Source organism: Paraburkholderia sp. GAS41, from assembly GCF_050436545.1.
Classification (GTDB): Bacteria; Pseudomonadota; Gammaproteobacteria; order Burkholderiales; family Burkholderiaceae; genus Paraburkholderia.
Window position 1 is genome coordinate 144803 of the sequence record NZ_JBNDMK010000008.1, and the last position, 16020, is coordinate 160822.

A 16020-nucleotide genomic window follows, 5' to 3' on the forward strand; every position below is an offset into this window, starting at 1 on the left:
CAAAGCGGTTTTACGAAAAGGAAACGTCATGGGCTTGAGAATCGGGGTGGATATCGGCGGCTCGTTCGCGGATTTTGCCGTGCTGAACGACGCGACCGGCGAGCTGAAAACGCTCAAGGTTTTTTCGCGGCCCGACAGTCCGGGCAGCGAAGTGCTGCGCGGGATGGAGCAACTCGCCGAACGCTACGGGATTGCGCCGCGCGATGTCGATTACTTCACGCACGGCACGACGGTTGGCGTGAACGCCGTCGTGCAGCGCAAGGGTCTGCGCCTCGGTCTGATCACGACGCGCCACTTCGAAGACGTGCTCGACCTCGCGCGCCTCAAGGGTCCGGACATGTACAACCTGCTGTCGAAGCGCCCCGCGCCGCTGGTGCCGCGCGAGCGCGTGTTCGGCGTGGTCGAGCGGCTGACGGCGGAGGGGCTGGTCGAGACGCCGGTCGACGAAACCAGCGTGCTCGAGGCCGCCGCGAATCTGCAGCGCGCCGGTTGTGAAGGTGTGGTCGTGTCGCTGTTGCATTCGTATCGCAATCCGGCGCACGAACATGAAGTGAAAGCGCTCATCGAGCGCGCGCTGCCCGGCTTTTTCGTGTCGTGTTCAAGCGACGTGTGGCCGATCATCCGCGAATATGAACGCACCTCGACGGCGGTGATCGGCGGCTATGTGCAGCCGAAGGTCTCGCACTATCTCAGCTCGTTGCAACGCGCGCTGCTCGAAACCGGTGTCCGCGCCGACATGAAAGTCACCAAGTCGAACGGCGGCGTGATGAGCGCGGAAGCGGGCAAGACCAACTGCGTGCAGATGATCCTGTCGGGCACCGCCTCGGGCGTGATCGGCGCGGCGTACGTCGCGCGGCAAAGCGGTCTGAAACAATGCATGAGCCTCGACATCGGCGGCACGACGGCCGACGTCGCGCTGATCGTCGATGGCGAGCCGCAATACGCGAGCGGCGAATACATCGGCGACTTCCAGATTCACATTCCATCGGTCTCGGTATCGTCGATCGGCGATGGCGGCGGCTCGATTGCATGGGTCGACGATTTCGGCGTGCTCAAGGTCGGCCCGGAAAGCGCGGGCTCGAATCCCGGCCCGGTCTGCTATGGACGCGGCGGCACACGCGCGACCATCACCGACGCGTTCGTCGTGCTCGGAGTCATCGGCAACGCGAGCCTCGGCTACAACTCGGTGAAGGTCGATCACGACGCGGCCCACCGTGCCGTCGAGGTGCTCGCCAACCAGCTTGGCAGCAACGTCTACAAGACCGCCGAGGCGATCGTCAACGTCGCGGTGTCGGGCATGTATGCCGGCGTGAGCCGGATCGTGTCGCGTTTCGGCATCGACCCACGCACGTTTTCGCTGCTGCCGTTCGGCGGCGCGGGACCGATGCTCGCGTGCTACTTCGCCCGCGCGATCGGCATGGAAGAGATCGTCGTGCCGACCGCGCCGGGCGTGCTGAGCGCGCTTGGCGGGCTGATCGCGGACACCCGAAATGACTTCGTCAAGACGACCTATTACGACCTCGATAGCGCCTCGATGGCGTGTCTTGCCGACGACGTCCGCGCGCTGGAGACGTCGGCGCGCGCCTGGATGAGCGGCCAGACCGGCGACGCCGGCGCGGCGCGCATCGTCGTTTCGGCGGATATGCGTTACAAGGGCCAGTCTTTCGAAATCGATACGCCGCTCGAGACCGGCTGGCTCTCCGACCAGGATCTCGGCGCAGTGCGTGAAGCGTTTCATCGCGAGCACGAACGCTTATACGGTCATCGCGATGCCGCGGCCAGCGTTCAGGTGGTCGCGCTGCGTCTCGTGATCACCGCGGCGACGCCCAAACCGAAGCTGCAAGCCATCGAGTCGAGCGATCAGCCGCCGACGCCGGCGGGCACGATTCGCGTCTTCATGGACGCCGTGTTCCACGACGCCGCGCTCTACCACCGCGCCGACCTGAAGGCGGGTCAGCAGATCGAAGGCCCCGCGGTGATCGCGCAGGACGATTGCACGACGAGCGTGCTGCCGGGTTATCGCGGTCGTGTCGACGAATACGGCAATCTGGTCTTCACGGTCGTCAACTGATTTCGGACGGAGCATCGCAATGCAATTCGACAAGGCAGTGCTGCAGATTTTCGCCAACTACTGCGTGGCCGCAGCCGAGAGCATGGCGTACACGCTGGTGCGTACCGCGCACTCGACGTTCGTCAAGGAAACCGAGGATTTCTCCTGCGCCATCATGACGCCGGAGGGCCTCACGTTCGCGTCGCCCAAAACGCTCGGCGCCACATGGTATGTCGGTCTCGACTACGGCCCGGTGATCGCGATGATCGACAACTACGAGCCGGGCGACATCTGCATGACCAACGACTCGTATAGCGGTTTCGTCGCCACCCACACGCCCGATATCGTGATCTGGAAGCCGGTGTTTCATGGCGGCGAGCTGATCTGTTTCGTCGGCGGTCATATTCACAACACGGATATGGGCGGCGCGGTGCCCGCTTCGCTGTCGCGCACCTTGACGGAAATCGAACAGGAAGGGATTCGCTTTCCGCCGTGCAAGATCGTGCGCGCAGGGGTGTTCGACGATTCGATCGTGAAGATCATGGCGGCGAACGTGCGCGTGCCGGGGCAGAATATCGGCGACCTGCAGGCGCAACTGGCGTCGCTGCATACCGGCGAGCGGCGCGTGCTGGAGATCATCGAGCGGTTCGGCATCGACGGTTTCAAGGCCGGCATGGGCGCGCTGCTCGACTATTCGGAAGAGCAGGCGCGCACGATTTTGCGTGGCATTCCAGACGGCGACTATTTCTTCGCCGAATACGCCGACGAAGATTCGGTGCGCGGCAAACCAATGCGCGTCGCGCTCACGTTGCGGATCAGGGGCGGCTCGGCGGAGCTGGATTACACCGGCAGCGACCCGCAACTGCAGTCGTCGCTCAACATTCCGACTGGCGGCCGGGAGCGCCATGCACTCGCACTGGTCGGGTTCGTCTATGTGCTGTACACGCTCAATCCCGACATCCTGCTCAACACAGGGCTGCTACGCGCCGCGCGCTGCATCCTGCCAGCCGGCACCGTGGTCAATGCGACCAAACCGGCGGCGGTTGGCATGCGCAGCCTGACCTGCAAGCTGCTGCATCTGCTGACCTTCGGCGCGTTCGCGCAGGCGGTCCCGGACCGGCTCGCGGCCTGCCCGGCGGGCGGTCTGTCGATTCTCAGCGTGAAGACGCTCGACCGCCAGGGCGCGACGGTGATGGCGTCGATCGGACCCATCGGCGGCGGCGCAGGCGGGAGTCTATCGGACGACGGCGAAGACGGCTCGGGTGCCAACAATGCGTTCCTGCGCAACACGCCGGTCGAGATCAACGAAACCGAGGTGCCGATCCGCATCACCCGCTATGGCGTGGCGCCCGGTTCGGGCGGTGCGGGGCAGTATCGCGGCGGTCAGGGCCTCGTGATGGAATTCAAGGTGTTCTCGCCGAATACGCTCGTAACCGCGCGTAACCGCGACCGCACGCGCTTTGCCTCGTGGGGCATCCGCGGCGGGCACGCCGGTGGCAACGCGCGCTTCACGCGCAATCCGGATACGCCGCACGCGGAAGAACTGGATAACAACGATCTGGTCGTCTGCATGCCGGGCGATGTGATCCGGCTGGTCGGCGCGGGCGCGGGAGGCTATGGCCGGCCCACCGATCGCGATCCGCAGAAAGTGCGCGAGGATGTTTTACGCGGCTATGTGAGCGTGGCTGAAGCGCGCGATGTCTACGGCGTCGCGCTCGACGGCGACACCCTGGATGCGGCACGCACACAACAATTGCGCGACGCAGCACGCGCGCGACTTGGCACCGCGGCGGCGCCTGAGTTTTCGTTCGGCCCGTATCGCGAGGCGTTCGAGGCGAAGTGGACCCGCGAACGCTATGCCGCGTTGACCGCGATCCTCGCAGACGTGCCGGTGCAGTGGCGTTACTTCATCAAGCATCGGCTGTTCGACGCGCTCGATAAGCGGATCGCGTCCGATCCGGCTCTCCTGGAAGAGGGCGGCGGCGAGATCGTGCAGACGATGTTCGCGGAGCTGCGTCGCGAGTATCCACAGTTGAATGCGCGCGGTTGAATGCGCTTATCTGGAACGCATAGAATGGAAAGCTTCGACCCCAATCGAGTCAGCGTGCGCAGCGCGCATTTCATCGGCGGCCAGTATGTGGATGGCAACGGCGCACTCGACGTCACCCGGCCTTCCGACGGCGTCTTTTATGCGGCGGTGCCGCTCGCCGATGCGGCGCTGGTGGACCGCGCGGTGGAAGACGCATGGCGCGCGTTCAAAACCAGCGACTGGACGCGCCGTGCGCCACGTGAGCGGGCCCGCACGATGCGCCGCTGGGCCGAGCTGATCGAAGCCGATCTGGCGACCCTCGCGCCGCTCGAAGCGCTCGGCTCGACGCGCCCGATCGCCGACGCGGCGCGCTGGGACATCCCCTTCACCGCCGAAGGCATCCGCTTCTACAGCGAATTCGCGGACCGGATCGGCGGCGAGGTTGCTGCGACCCGGCCCGATCATCTGGGCATGACGATCGCCGAACCGTATGGCGTGATCGCCGCGATTGCGCCGTGGAATTTCCCGCTCGTGATGGCTTCGTGGAAGATCGCACCGGCGCTCGCGGCGGGCAATGCGGTCGTGCTCAAGCCTTCGGAGCTGACGCCGTTTTCGGTGCTGCGCCTGGCTGAACTGGCGATCGAAGCCGGCATTCCGCCGGGCATCTTCAATGTCGTGCAAGGCGATGGGCGGACGACGGGCGACGCACTGTGCCGTCATCCGAAGGTTGCGAAAGTCACCTTCACCGGCTCGACGCAAACTGGCGCGGCGATCATGGCGGCTTGCGCGCAGAGCGGCACCAAGCCCGTGACGCTGGAACTGGGCGGCAAGAGCCCGCAACTCGTGTTTGCCGATGCGCCGGATCTCGACCGGGTGGCGCGCCGCGTCGCGGCCGCGATTGCCGGCAACGCAGGGCAAGTGTGCGTGGCGGGCTCGCGACTGATGGTCGAGCGCAGTGCCGCGCCGCGTCTGATCGACGGCATCGCCAGTGCGTTCGCTGCGCTGAAGCCGGGCAAGACCTGGGCGCCGGGCACCACCTTGCCGCCGATCATCTCGGCGCCGCAACTGCAACGGATCGACGGCATCGTGCGCCGCACACTCGAAAGCGGGGCGCAGGCGGCCGCGGGCGGCGCGCGGATCGAACTGGACGGCGACGGCGCGTTCTACGCGCCGACCATCCTGACCGGCGTGACCCCGGCATCCGAAGCGGTGCGCGAGGAGATTTTCGGGCCGGTGCTGACCGTCCAGACCTTCGATGACGACGACGAAGCGCTCGCGCTTGCCGCGCATGAAAAGTACGGTCTGGCAGCGGGCGTGCACACGGCGAATCTGGGCCGCGCGCTGCGCATGATGCGCGGCATCGAAGCCGGTACGGTGTGGATCAACCGCTACGGGCGCACGGCCGATTTCGTGATCCCGACCGGCGGCTACAAACAGTCGGGCATCGGCAAGGATTTGGGCCGCCAGGCATTCGAGGCGAATCTGCGCTTCAAGAGCGTGCTGATCGACCTCACGGACGGCGCGTGACACCGGCCGCGACGGCACAAAAAGCCCGTTAAAACCGTGCCGCATAGTGTGCTGCACAGGGCGCGAAAAACGGTGGATTCTGTGCCGCCAGGCCGCCAATACACGGTAACTCGGCTTTTTTGAGGTGATTTAATGTTTCTCAGCAAGCGACGCTGTGAACGGCTTTCTCCCGCGCCGCGCTGCCGGCACGCTGAGGTTCAACGGCGGCGTGTCGTTGACGTTCGTTGCGCCGGCGCGGTTTCAGAACGCGCCCGTTTCCGGCTCTGGCTTGATCTTCGCTGACTACAGGGACTCGACATGACCCGTTTCAAACCCAAATACATCACGTTCGACTGCTACGGCACGCTCACCCGCTTTCGTATGGGCGACCTGGCGCGCGATATCTTCGCCGACCGCGTTCCGGCCGAGCGGATGGACCAGTTCGTCAAGGACTTCTCGGCATACCGTTTCGACGAAGTGCTCGGCGCGTGGAAGCCGTATCAGGAGGTCGTGAAGAACGCCGTGCGCCGTACCCTCAAGCGCTGGAACATTGAATATATCGACGCCGAAGCGCAGAAGTTCTACGACGCCGTGCCCACGTGGGGTCCGCATCCGGACGTACCGGAAGGCCTCGCGAAGGTGGCGAAGGAAATCCCGCTCGTGATCCTGTCGAACGCGTCAAACGACCAGATCCAGAGCAACGTCGACAAGCTCGGCGCGCCGTTCCACAAGGTCTTCACTGCGCAGATGGCGCAGGCGTACAAGCCGCGTCTGCAGGCGTTCGAATATATGTTCGACAATCTCGGCTGCGGTCCCGAGGATATCCTGCATGTGTCGTCGAGCCTGCGCTACGACCTGATGTCGGCTAACGATCTCGGTGTGATGAACAAGGTGTTCGTGGCGCGCGGCCATGAGCCGTCAACACCGTTCTACAACTACACGGAAATCAAGGACATCGGCGGGCTGGCGGGCGTGGTTGGTCTGTAGATGCGGGTGCCGTCATACCGTGAGCGCCTGCTGGTCAACGTGAACCTCGCTGAACGTCGCTGAAGGGATGGGATGAAACTCGAATCGTACTGGCTGGATACCCGCCCGGCCTTTCGCGGCGGTCGCGAAGGACCGGTGGAGGGACACGCCGAGGTCGTCGTGATTGGCGGCGGTTTCACCGGCTTGTCGGCGGCGCTCGAACTCGCGTCGCGCGGCGTAGAGGTGACGGTCCTCGAAGCCGGGCAGATCGCCGGCGAAGCCTCGGGGCGCAACGGCGGCCAGTGCAACACCGGCCTCGCGCACGACTACGCGTCGCTGGCGCAGAAGATCGGTGCGCCGCAGGCAAAGGCGTTCTATCGCGCGTATGAGAGTGCCGTGGCGACGGTCGATTCGATCGTCACCACGCAGCGGATCGATTGCGATTTTCTCCGTACCGGCAAGCTCAAGCTGGCCGCCAAGCCTGAGCATTTCGCAAAGCTCGAAAAGACCTATGAGGTCCTGCTGCGCGAAGTCGATCAGAACATCGAACTGATTCCGCGCGAGCGTCTGCGCGACGAGGTCGGCTCGGATGGTTTTTACGGCGGCCTGTTGCAGCGCAACGGCGCGCAGATGCACATGGGCAAATTCGGCGTCGGGCTCGCGCAGGCTGCGGTGCGGCACGGCGCGCGAATCTTCGAGCAGGCCCCCGTCACGCAGATGAAACGGCTCGACGGCGAACGCTACGAGATTACCTGCGCGCGCGGCACGATCCGCGCGGATCGGGTGCTGGTGGCAACCGGCGCATCGCAGCTCGGACCGTTCCAGTGGTTTCGCCGACGCATCGCGCCGGTGGGCAGCTTTATCGTGGTGACCGAACCGTTGCCGGCCGAGCAACTGAATCGCCTGTTCCCGAATCGTCGCGCGTATGTGACCTCGCGCCATATCGGCAACTACTTTCGCGTGACGCCCGATAACCGGCTGCTGTTCGGCGGCCGCGCGCGTTTTGCGATGTCGAGTCCCAGCTCCGATGAAAAGAGCGGCCAGATTCTGCGCGCCGGCATGGCCGCGTATTTCCCCGAACTGGCGAAGGTGCGGCTCGACTACTGCTGGGGCGGTCTGGTCGATATCACCGCTGACCGTCTGCCGCGCGCGGGTCAGCATGAGGGTCTTTTTTATTCGATGGGTTATAGCGGCCATGGCGTGCAGATGTCGGTACACATGGGCCGGGTGATGGCCGATGTGCTCTACGGTGCGGGCGCGGGCAACCCCTGGCGCGATCTGGAATGGCCGGCTATCCCCGGACACTTCGGGCACGCGTGGTTTCTGCCGCTGGTCGGCGCGTATTACCGTCTGCAGGACATCCTGCATTGATGACCATGCCGGCCTTCAACGACATTCACGCTCTGCGTCGCGGCGTCGGCGCGCAACTGGAGTCACACGCATGAAGTCCAGATTCGTCCGGCTCGCCGAAACCGGCCGCGCGACCGTCTCGTTTCGTATCGACGGCGAAGTGGTCGACGGTCTCGAAGGCGACACGCTGCTCGTGGCGATGTTGTGCAATACCGGTCACGTGCGGCAGTCCGAGTTCGGTCCGGAAGTGCGCGCGGGTTTCTGCATGATGGGCGCGTGCCAGGATTGCTGGGTCTGGACTGCCGATGGTCAACGGATTCGCGCCTGCACGACGGTGCTCAGCGAGACACTCGATGTCGTCACCCGACAACCGGAGCTGCAATGGCCCAACCTCGTGTAATCGTCGTCGGTGCCGGACCGGCCGGGATTCGCTGTGCGGAGGCGCTGGTCGCGGCGGGCCGGCGGCCCCTCGTGATCGACGAAAGCCGGCGCGATGGCGGGCAGATCTATCGTCGCCAGCCCGAACAGTTTTTGCGGCCTTATAGCAAGCTCTATGGCACCGAAGCGGCCAGTGCGCAGAGTCTGCATGAGAGTTTCGAGCGGTTGCGCGCGCAGGTCGACTACGCGCCGGAGACCCTCGCGTGGAACGTCTCCGGCGGCAAGCTCTATACGGCGCGCGACGGTGTGGCCAACCATCATGCGTTCGACGCGCTGGTCCTGTGTCCCGGCGCGACGGACCGGTTGATGCCGGTCAAGGGCTGGCAACTGGCCGGCAGTTACAGCCTTGGCGCGTCGCAGATCGCGCTGAAGGCGCAAGCCTGTTCGATCGGCGGCAACGTGGTGTTCATGGGCTCCGGGCCGCTGCTGTATCTGGTCGCGAACCAGTACGTGCAGGCCGGCGCAAAGGTGGCCGCCGTGCTCGACACGTCGCCCGCCGGCAAGCGTCTGCGAGCGCTGCCGAAGCTGCTCGCGCGGCCCGACGTGCTGCGCAAGGGAGCGGCGCTCGTGGCGTCGCTGAAGAAGCGCGGCGTGAAGATCGAGCAGGGCGTTGAGCCGTTGGAGATTCACGGCGACGCCGAACGCGGCGTCGAATCCGTCAGCTATCGCGATAAGCGCGGCGCGCATCAGCAGATCGCCTGCGATGCCGTCGCGATGGGTTATCACCTGCGCCCTGAAACGCAGCTTGCGGACCTCGCTGGCTGCGCGTTCGAGTTCGATGCGTCGACGCGTCAGTGGTTGCCGCAACTCGACCCGATGGGCCGCAGTTCGATCGAGCGCGTCTATCTGGCTGGGGACGGCGTGCGTGTGCTCGGCGCCGATGGCGCGGAGATCGCCGGCAAGCTCGCTGCGCTCGCCGTGTTGCAGGACCTCGGACATTCCGTCGACGCCTCGCAGGTCGCCTCGCTCGCTCGCGAGCGTTCGAAGATGGACCGGTTTCGCGCCGGGCTTGCGCAGGCATTTCCCTGGCCTGCGCAACAGGCCGCGCGCTTGTCCGACGATACGATCGTGTGCCGTTGCGAAGGGATCAGTGCGGGCGAATTGCGCCGCGTGATTCGCGACGAAGGCGCACGCGAAGCGAATCGCGCGAAGGCGTTCAGCCGGGTCGGCATGGGGCGCTGTCAGGGCCGCTACTGCGGCCACGCGGCGGCCGAGGTCATTGCCGATGCGGCGGGCGTGCCGCTCGAACAGGTCGGCCGCTTGCGCGGGCAGGCACCGGTCAAGCCGTTCGCGATGTCGACGGTGGCCGGCTGGCAACCCGTGGCAGCGGTCCCGGCCGCGGCACCGTCGAATGCAGCCAGCACGGTGGAGGAAGAATGAAACGGACCGAGGCAGATGTCGTGATCGTGGGTGGCGGGTTCATGGGTGTCGCGGCGGCGTTCTTTCTGCGTCAGCGCGGCCGCTCGGTGATCCTGCTGGAACGCGGCCTGGTCGGTCAGCAGGCGAGCGGCGTCAACTTCGGCAACGTCCGCCGGCAGGGCCGCTATCTGCCGCAGTTGCCGCTGGCGAATCGCTCGCGCGAAATCTGGGGAAAACTGCCGGAGCTGATCGGTCATGATGCCGAGTTCCTGGCGACCGGTCATATTCGCGTGTGCTATCGGCAGGAACAGGACGAAGCCTTCGACGTGTACGCGCGTGAAGCCGCACAGTATGGTCTGAAGCTCGATGTCTATCGGGGCGCCGCGATGCGCGCGAAGTTTCCGTTTCTGGGCCCGGAGGTGCGGGCCGCCTCGCATGCGCCGATCGACGGACACGCCAATCCTCGTCTTGCAGCACCGGCTTTTGGGCGCGCGGCGGTGAGAGCCGGGGCGCAGATCGAGGAAAACACCGAGATCGCGACGGTCGAGAAAGACGGCGACACGTTCCGCGCAACCAGCATCGACGGCCGCGTATTCTGCGCGCCGAACCTGCTGATCACCGCCGGCGCGTGGGGCAGCCGGCTGAGCGCGCAGTTCGGCGAAGCCGTGCCGATTGCGATTCATGGCCCGCAGATGGCGGTCACCGAACCGGTACCGTACGGTCTCACGCCCGTGGTCGGCGTGTCGTCGCCGCATATCGAAGAAGTCGTGTACTTTCGTCAGGTGAAGCGCGGCAACATCGTGATCGGCGGTTGCGCGCGCGGTCCCGCTTTTCTCGACGAACGTCGCGCGAAAGTGTTGCCCGAGAGCACGCTGCTGCAGTTCCGCCAGGCGGCGCGCGTGGCGCCGGCGCTGTCACGCCTGAACATCATTCGCGTATGGAGCGGCGTCGAAGGCTACATGCCGGACGACCGTCCGATCATGGGACGCAGTGGCAAGGTGGACGGTCTGTACTACGCCTTCGGTTTTTGCGGACACGGTTTCCAGCTCGGGCCGGGCGTCGGCGACGTGATGGCCGAACTGATCGACACCGGCGCGACCCGTACCCCCATCGAGCCTTTCGCGATCGAGCGCTTCGCCGTTGCGGCGAACGCCGCGCCGCTCGTCGCGTAGCGCAGACAATCGTGGCGAAAATGCTCATCTATGCCGCAGGCGAACGTCCGGTTAGCGAACCGGGAGCACCGTCGCGCGCGGTGGCGCGAGCGATGGCGTTCATCGAAGCCTCGTTTGCGCAGCCGGTCAGTCTGGCGATGCTCGCCGCGACGGCGGGCTTGAGCGTATCGCGGTTTGCGACGCTGTTTCGCCAGGAAGTCGGCATCTCGCCGCATCGCTATGTCTGTCTGGTGCGCGTGCGGCATGCGCAGACCCTGCTGCGTAATGGTGTGCCGCCGTCGGTGGTGGCGACCGAGGTGGGCTTTTTCGACCAGAGCCATCTCGGCCGTCATTTCCGGCGCACCGTCGGTGTGACGCCGGGCAATTATGTGGCGCGACCCTCTCTGGGTCCCTGTTGAGCGTCCGCAGCGGGTCTCGCCGTGGCCGGCACAGCAATTGATGCTGAAAAGCATCGCTAAAACGATCGCTTGTGCTGGCGTGGTGGCATCGAACGGAACACTCTCGATATTCTGGAATGTTGAAATTCAATCATGACGAGCGCTTCTCGATCGGGGTGACCGGGGACGCGGCAACGAGCAGGTTGGCTCTGGTTTAAACGCCGCTGGCAGGCGTGTACGACAAGCTGCAGCACTACCGACGCACATTCCTTCCCGAATGTTTTCAGGAGCACTCGTATGAACGACGACGATATCAAACAGGGTGGCGTCACTCGCCGCGACATGATGCGTATGCTGGCTGCAGGCGGCATGATGGCGAGCGGCGCAGGCGGGCTGCTGGCCGGCGCGAAAAACGCCTTCGCAGCCGATGCGCCGAAGCGGGGCGGCAAGATCCGGGTGGCTTACGAATCGAGTTCGACGGCCGACACACTCGATCCCGCGAAGGGTTCCGCAGGCCCCGACTACATCCGCTTCTTTCTCTTTTATAGCGGCCTCACGCAGCTGGACGAAAGCCTGACGCCGCAGATGAACCTCGCCCAGTCGCTCGATACCAGCGACGCGAAGACGTGGGTCATCAAGCTGCGCAAAGGCGTGACGTTTACGGACGGCAAGGCGCTCACTCCGGCTGACGTCGTGTATTCGTTGCTGCGTCACAAGAACCCGGCGACGGGGTCGAAGGTCAAGTCGGTGGCTGACCAGTTCGCCGACGTCAAGGCGACCGGTCCCGACGAAGTGACGATCACGCTGACCGTGCCGAACGCGGACCTGCCGGTGATTCTGGCGACGCCGCAACTGGTGATCATCAAGGACGGCACGAGCGATTTCACGACCGCCGTCGGCACCGGCCCGTACAAGCTGAAATCGTTCAAGCCCGGCGTGTCGACGATCGGCGTGCGCAACGACGGCTTCTGGAAGCCGGGGAAGCCGTATCTCGATCAGGTGGAACTGATCGGGATCAGCGACGACTCCGCGCGCGTCAACGCGCTGCTGTCGGGCGACGTGCATCTGATCAGCGCCGTCGACCCGCGTGCGACGCAGCGGGTGGCATCGACGGCCGGCTATGCGGTCAAGGAAACCAAGTCCGGCTTGTACACCGACCTCATCATGCGGCACGACAACACGCTGACCGGCAATCCGGATTTCGTGCTCGGCATGAAGTACCTGTTCGATCGCGAGCAGGTCCGCACGGCAATCTTTCGCGGCTACGCGGTGATCGGCAACGACCAGCCGATTCCGCCGGGCCATCGTTACTTCAATGCGTCGCTGCCGCAGCGTCCGTACGATCTCGACAAGGCGAAGTTCTACCTGCAAAAGGCCGGTGCAATCGGTACGCCGATTCCACCGATCTATGCCACGTCGGACGCCAATGGTTCGATCGAGATGGCGGTGCTGATGCAGCAGTCGGCGCAAAAGATCGGCGTGAATCTCACCGTGAATCGCGTTCCGGCCGATGGCTACTGGTCCAATCACTGGATGAAGCATCCATTGGGATTCGGCAGCATCAACCCGCGTCCGAGCGCCGATGTGCTGTTCACACAGTTCTTCAAATCGGACGCGCCGTGGAACGAGTCGGGCTGGAACAATCCGAAATTCGATCAGCTGCTGATCGCCGCGCGCGCCGAAACCGACGAAGCAAAACGCAAGCAGATATACGGTGACATGCAGGTGATCGTCTGCAACGAAGGGGGCATCGGCATTCCGTCGTTCATCAGTCTGCTGGACGGCTACGACAAGCGTCTCCAGGGGCTCGGGTCGATCCCGACCGGCGGGCTGATGGGATTCTGCTTCGGCGAGTATGTGTGGTGGCAGGGCTGATGTGATGGCGTGCCGCGGGAAACCGTTGTCGACGGTTTCCTGCGGTGCGTGGCGGCTGCTGGCGTTCGAGAGGTTCGCGAGGTTCGTGAGGTTCTTGAGGTGGCGCCTGCGCGTGCTGCGATGTCTCGCCACTCATCCCGGTTCAACCGCTGCTCACCCCCCCCGGCTCGCGCGTCTGGAAATACTGCTGTGCCAGTGCGATCCAGTAGCGGACGCCGGCCGGAATGATGTCGTCGTTGAAGTCGTACTTCGGGTTGTGCAGACCCGGCGCGCTCGCACCGACGTGGGCGTTGCCGATCAACACATAGGTGCCGGGCCGCTTTTCCAGCATGAAGCCGAAGTCTTCCGATGTCATGTTGGCCGGCACGTCGGCATGCGTCCTTTGATCGCCGAAACTCGCGCGAATGACCGCTTCGCATAGCGCGGTCTCGGCCCGCGTGTTGATGGTCGCGGGATAGTACTGGAAGTAGGTGACCTCGACCTGCGCCCCATGAGCGGCTGCGAGCCCTTCGCACATGCGCTGGATGTCGCGCTGTAATTGTTGCTGTAACTCCGAGGACAGCGTGCGGATCGTTCCGCGCAACTCGGCGCTGTCCGGAATGACGTTGTCGGTATCGCCCGCGTGGATCATGCAGACGGAGATCACGGCGGGGTCGACCGGGTCCTTGTGACGTGCCGCAATCGTCTGACAATGCAGCACCATCGAACAGGCGAGCGGAATCGGATCGAGGCCAAGATGCGGTTGCGCCGCGTGACCGCCCTTGCCGGTGATGGTGATCCGAAAGCGCGAGCCGGCCGCCATGATCGGGCCGGTACGCAAACCGAAATGCCCGGCTGGCAAGCCTGGCCAGTTGTGCATGCCGAACACCGCCTCGGTGGGATACTGCGCGAACAGTCCATCGTCGATCATCTTGCGTGCGCCCGCGCCGCCTTCTTCTCCTGGTTGAAACACGAAATGAACGCTGCCGGGCAATTGCGGCATGCCCTTCAGGATACGCGCGGCGCCCAGCAACATCACCGTGTGGCCGTCATGTCCGCACGCATGCATGATTCCATGCGTGCCGGACGCGTGCGTGAAATCGTTGGCCTCGTGGATGGGCAACGCGTCCATGTCCGCTCGCAGCACGATGCCCCAATCTGGATTCGCGCCGGGCAGGCTCGCGACCACGCCGGTCCCGCCGAGCCCGCGCGACACCGTATAGCCGAGATCCTCAAGCTCACGCGCGACGACGTCAGCCGTCCTGTGTTCTTCGAAGCGCAACTCGGGATGCGCGTGAAGGTCGCGGCGCAACTTCGCCCAATGCAGCTGATGCGCGCTCAACGATGTATCGGGAAGATCGGCGGTTTCCAATTTCAATCCCTTGCGAAGCCGTACGGTTTCAGAGTGGCGGCGCCATGGCGTGACGCCTCACGGTCGTTCAATGGTCGTTCAATTGTAATACCCGAGGATCGACTTCACCTCCATGTACTCTTCCATGCCTTCGATCCCGTACTCGCGTCCATTCCCGGATTGCTTGTAACCGCCGAACGGCGCTTGCGGATCCCACGCCGGGTAGTTCAGATGCACCTGGCCCGACTGGATGCGCGCGGCGACTGCGCGCATCTGCGCCTTGTCCGAGCCCTGAACATGCGCACCGAGGCCGTACACGGTGTCGTTCGCGATGGTGATCGCTTCTTCGATCGTGTCATAAGCCAGGATCGCGAGGACGGGCCCGAAGATCTCCTGCTGGGCAATCGGCATGTCGGTGCGCACGTCGGAGAATATCGTCGGTCGTGCATAGAAACCGTGGCTCAATCCGGCGGGTCTGCCGGGGCCGCCCGCGATCAGCTTCGTGTCATTGTCGATACCCGCTTCGATCATCTGCTGCACCCGGCCGAACTGGGCGCGATTCGCCAGCGGACCATGGGTCGTCGCCTCCGCGAAAGGATCGCCGACCACCATCTGCCGGGTCGCCGCCGCGGCGAGTTCGTCGACCTGGGCCATGACGCCGCGCGGGACGATCAGACGGGTGGGCGCGCTGCACGACTGTCCCATGTTGCGAAACGCAGCCGCTACGCCGAGCGCTACGGCGCGAGGCAGATCTGCATCGGGCAAGACGACGTTCGGCGACTTGCCGCCGAGTTCCTGCGCGACACGCTTGAGCGTCGGCGCGGCGGCCTGTGCCACCAGCACGCCCGCGCGCGTCGAACCGGTGATCGACACCATGTCGACCAACGGATGGGACGCGAGGGCCGTCCCCACTTCCGGACCCGTGCCGCTCACGAGGTTGAATACGCCCGCGGGAATGCCCGCATCAGCGACGACTTCCGCAAACAGCAGGGCGCTCAACGGCGACAACTCGCTCGGCTTGAGCACGACGGTGCAGCCGGCAGCCAGCGCCGGTCCGACCTTCGCGGTGATCTGATAGATCGGCCAGTTCCACGGCGTGATGAGCGCGCATACGCCGATCGGCTCGCGGGCAATGGCGGTGGTGCCACGCTGGACGACGAATGGGTAGGTCGCCAGGTTGTCGCGGGCGACGCGGATGTGTTCGGCCGCGAGCGGCACGTGTGCAGTGCGCGCGTAGTTGATCGGCGCGCCCATTTCCATCGAGAGGGCCGTCGCGAACAGCTCGGCCCGTTCGAGAAACAGCGCATGAACGCGGTCAAGCAGCGCGGCGCGCGCTTGCGGCGATGTCATCGGCCAGCTCACGAACGCTTTGCGTGCGGCCTGCACGGCCCGTTCGACGTCGTTCGCGTCCCCAAGCGGGATCTCGCAGAGCGTCTCTTCCGTTGACGGGCAAACCACGGCGGCGCGCGCTGTGCCGGATGGCGTCACCCATTCGCCGTCGATAAAAAACCGCTCGAGATGGTTGGCCTGAATCAGATGATGAAGCGGTGATTGCATTGCTGGGTGTC

At 64.8% G+C, this 16020-nt stretch carries 12 protein-coding genes; 10 read left to right on the forward strand and 2 right to left on the reverse strand.

Features of this window, described 5'->3' with window-relative positions:
* The first annotated feature begins 28 nt into the window (after window positions 1-28).
* The 10 genes from P3T43_RS13950 to P3T43_RS13995 all read left to right on the forward strand — a co-directional run bounded on the left by P3T43_RS13950 (window position 29) and on the right by P3T43_RS13995 (window position 13122).
* A complete protein-coding gene (locus P3T43_RS13950; protein ID WP_429281631.1) occupies window positions 29-2071 on the forward strand; it encodes a hydantoinase/oxoprolinase family protein in 2043 nt (680 codons plus the stop codon).
* 19 nt (window positions 2072-2090) lie between these two features.
* The gene (locus P3T43_RS13955; RefSeq protein ID WP_429281632.1) at window positions 2091-4100 is read left to right on the forward strand and encodes a hydantoinase B/oxoprolinase family protein; all 2010 of its coding nucleotides are present in this window, start codon (window positions 2091-2093) and stop codon (window positions 4098-4100) included.
* Window positions 4101-4124: 24 nt separating this feature from the next.
* On the forward strand, window positions 4125-5606 hold the full coding sequence (locus tag P3T43_RS13960; protein WP_429281633.1) for an aldehyde dehydrogenase family protein: 1482 nt from the start codon (window positions 4125-4127) through the stop codon (window positions 5604-5606).
* 297 nt (window positions 5607-5903) lie between these two features.
* The gene (locus P3T43_RS13965) at window positions 5904-6572 is read left to right on the forward strand and encodes a haloacid dehalogenase type II (protein ID WP_429281634.1); all 669 of its coding nucleotides are present in this window, start codon (window positions 5904-5906) and stop codon (window positions 6570-6572) included.
* A gap of 72 nt (window positions 6573-6644) precedes the next feature.
* Window positions 6645-7922, forward strand: coding sequence for an NAD(P)/FAD-dependent oxidoreductase (locus tag P3T43_RS13970; RefSeq protein ID WP_429281635.1), 1278 nt, complete (start codon window positions 6645-6647; stop codon window positions 7920-7922).
* 70 nt (window positions 7923-7992) lie between these two features.
* The gene (locus tag P3T43_RS13975; RefSeq protein ID WP_429281636.1) at window positions 7993-8301 is read left to right on the forward strand and encodes a (2Fe-2S)-binding protein; all 309 of its coding nucleotides are present in this window, start codon (window positions 7993-7995) and stop codon (window positions 8299-8301) included.
* Window positions 8283-9719, forward strand: coding sequence for an FAD-dependent oxidoreductase (locus tag P3T43_RS13980; RefSeq protein WP_429281637.1), 1437 nt, complete (start codon window positions 8283-8285; stop codon window positions 9717-9719). The genes P3T43_RS13975 and P3T43_RS13980 overlap by 19 nt, the downstream gene beginning before the upstream one ends.
* On the forward strand, window positions 9716-10870 hold the full coding sequence (locus P3T43_RS13985) for an NAD(P)/FAD-dependent oxidoreductase (protein WP_429281638.1): 1155 nt from the start codon (window positions 9716-9718) through the stop codon (window positions 10868-10870). Before P3T43_RS13980 ends, P3T43_RS13985 begins: the two co-directional genes overlap by 4 nt.
* Window positions 10871-10890: 20 nt before the next feature.
* The gene (locus tag P3T43_RS13990; RefSeq protein ID WP_429281716.1) at window positions 10891-11268 is read left to right on the forward strand and encodes a helix-turn-helix domain-containing protein; all 378 of its coding nucleotides are present in this window, start codon (window positions 10891-10893) and stop codon (window positions 11266-11268) included.
* 276 nt (window positions 11269-11544) lie between these two features.
* Window positions 11545-13122 carry an ABC transporter substrate-binding protein gene (locus P3T43_RS13995; protein WP_429281639.1) on the forward strand — a complete coding sequence of 526 codons (1578 nt, stop codon included), beginning with the start codon at window positions 11545-11547 and terminating at the stop codon, window positions 13120-13122.
* A 142-nt stretch (window positions 13123-13264) separates the two neighbouring features.
* On the opposite strand, the gene P3T43_RS14000 is transcribed toward P3T43_RS13995, so the two are convergent.
* Both P3T43_RS14000 and P3T43_RS14005 read right to left on the reverse strand, forming a co-directional pair.
* On the reverse strand, window positions 13265-14473 hold the full coding sequence (locus tag P3T43_RS14000; RefSeq protein ID WP_429281640.1) for a M20 aminoacylase family protein: 1209 nt from the start codon (window positions 14471-14473) through the stop codon (window positions 13265-13267).
* 78 nt (window positions 14474-14551) lie between these two features.
* Entirely contained in the window at window positions 14552-16009 is a 1458-nt protein-coding gene (locus tag P3T43_RS14005) for an aldehyde dehydrogenase family protein (protein ID WP_429281641.1), read from the reverse strand.
* Window positions 16010-16020: the final 11 nt, after the last annotated feature.

Coding starts and splice junctions, on each gene's coding strand:
- P3T43_RS13950 (WP_429281631.1), top strand. CDS start 29: ATGGGCTTGAGAATCGGGGTGGATATCGGCGGCTCGTTCGCGGATTTT.
- P3T43_RS13955 (WP_429281632.1), top strand. CDS start 2,091: ATGCAATTCGACAAGGCAGTGCTGCAGATTTTCGCCAACTACTGCGTG.
- P3T43_RS13960 (WP_429281633.1), top strand. CDS start 4,125: ATGGAAAGCTTCGACCCCAATCGAGTCAGCGTGCGCAGCGCGCATTTC.
- P3T43_RS13965 (WP_429281634.1), top strand. CDS start 5,904: ATGACCCGTTTCAAACCCAAATACATCACGTTCGACTGCTACGGCACG.
- P3T43_RS13970 (WP_429281635.1), top strand. CDS start 6,645: ATGAAACTCGAATCGTACTGGCTGGATACCCGCCCGGCCTTTCGCGGC.
- P3T43_RS13975 (WP_429281636.1), top strand. CDS start 7,993: ATGAAGTCCAGATTCGTCCGGCTCGCCGAAACCGGCCGCGCGACCGTC.
- P3T43_RS13980 (WP_429281637.1), top strand. CDS start 8,283: ATGGCCCAACCTCGTGTAATCGTCGTCGGTGCCGGACCGGCCGGGATT.
- P3T43_RS13985 (WP_429281638.1), top strand. CDS start 9,716: ATGAAACGGACCGAGGCAGATGTCGTGATCGTGGGTGGCGGGTTCATG.
- P3T43_RS13990 (WP_429281716.1), top strand. CDS start 10,891: ATGCTCATCTATGCCGCAGGCGAACGTCCGGTTAGCGAACCGGGAGCA.
- P3T43_RS13995 (WP_429281639.1), top strand. CDS start 11,545: ATGAACGACGACGATATCAAACAGGGTGGCGTCACTCGCCGCGACATG.
- P3T43_RS14005 (WP_429281641.1), bottom strand. CDS start 16,009: ATGCAATCACCGCTTCATCATCTGATTCAGGCCAACCATCTCGAGCGG.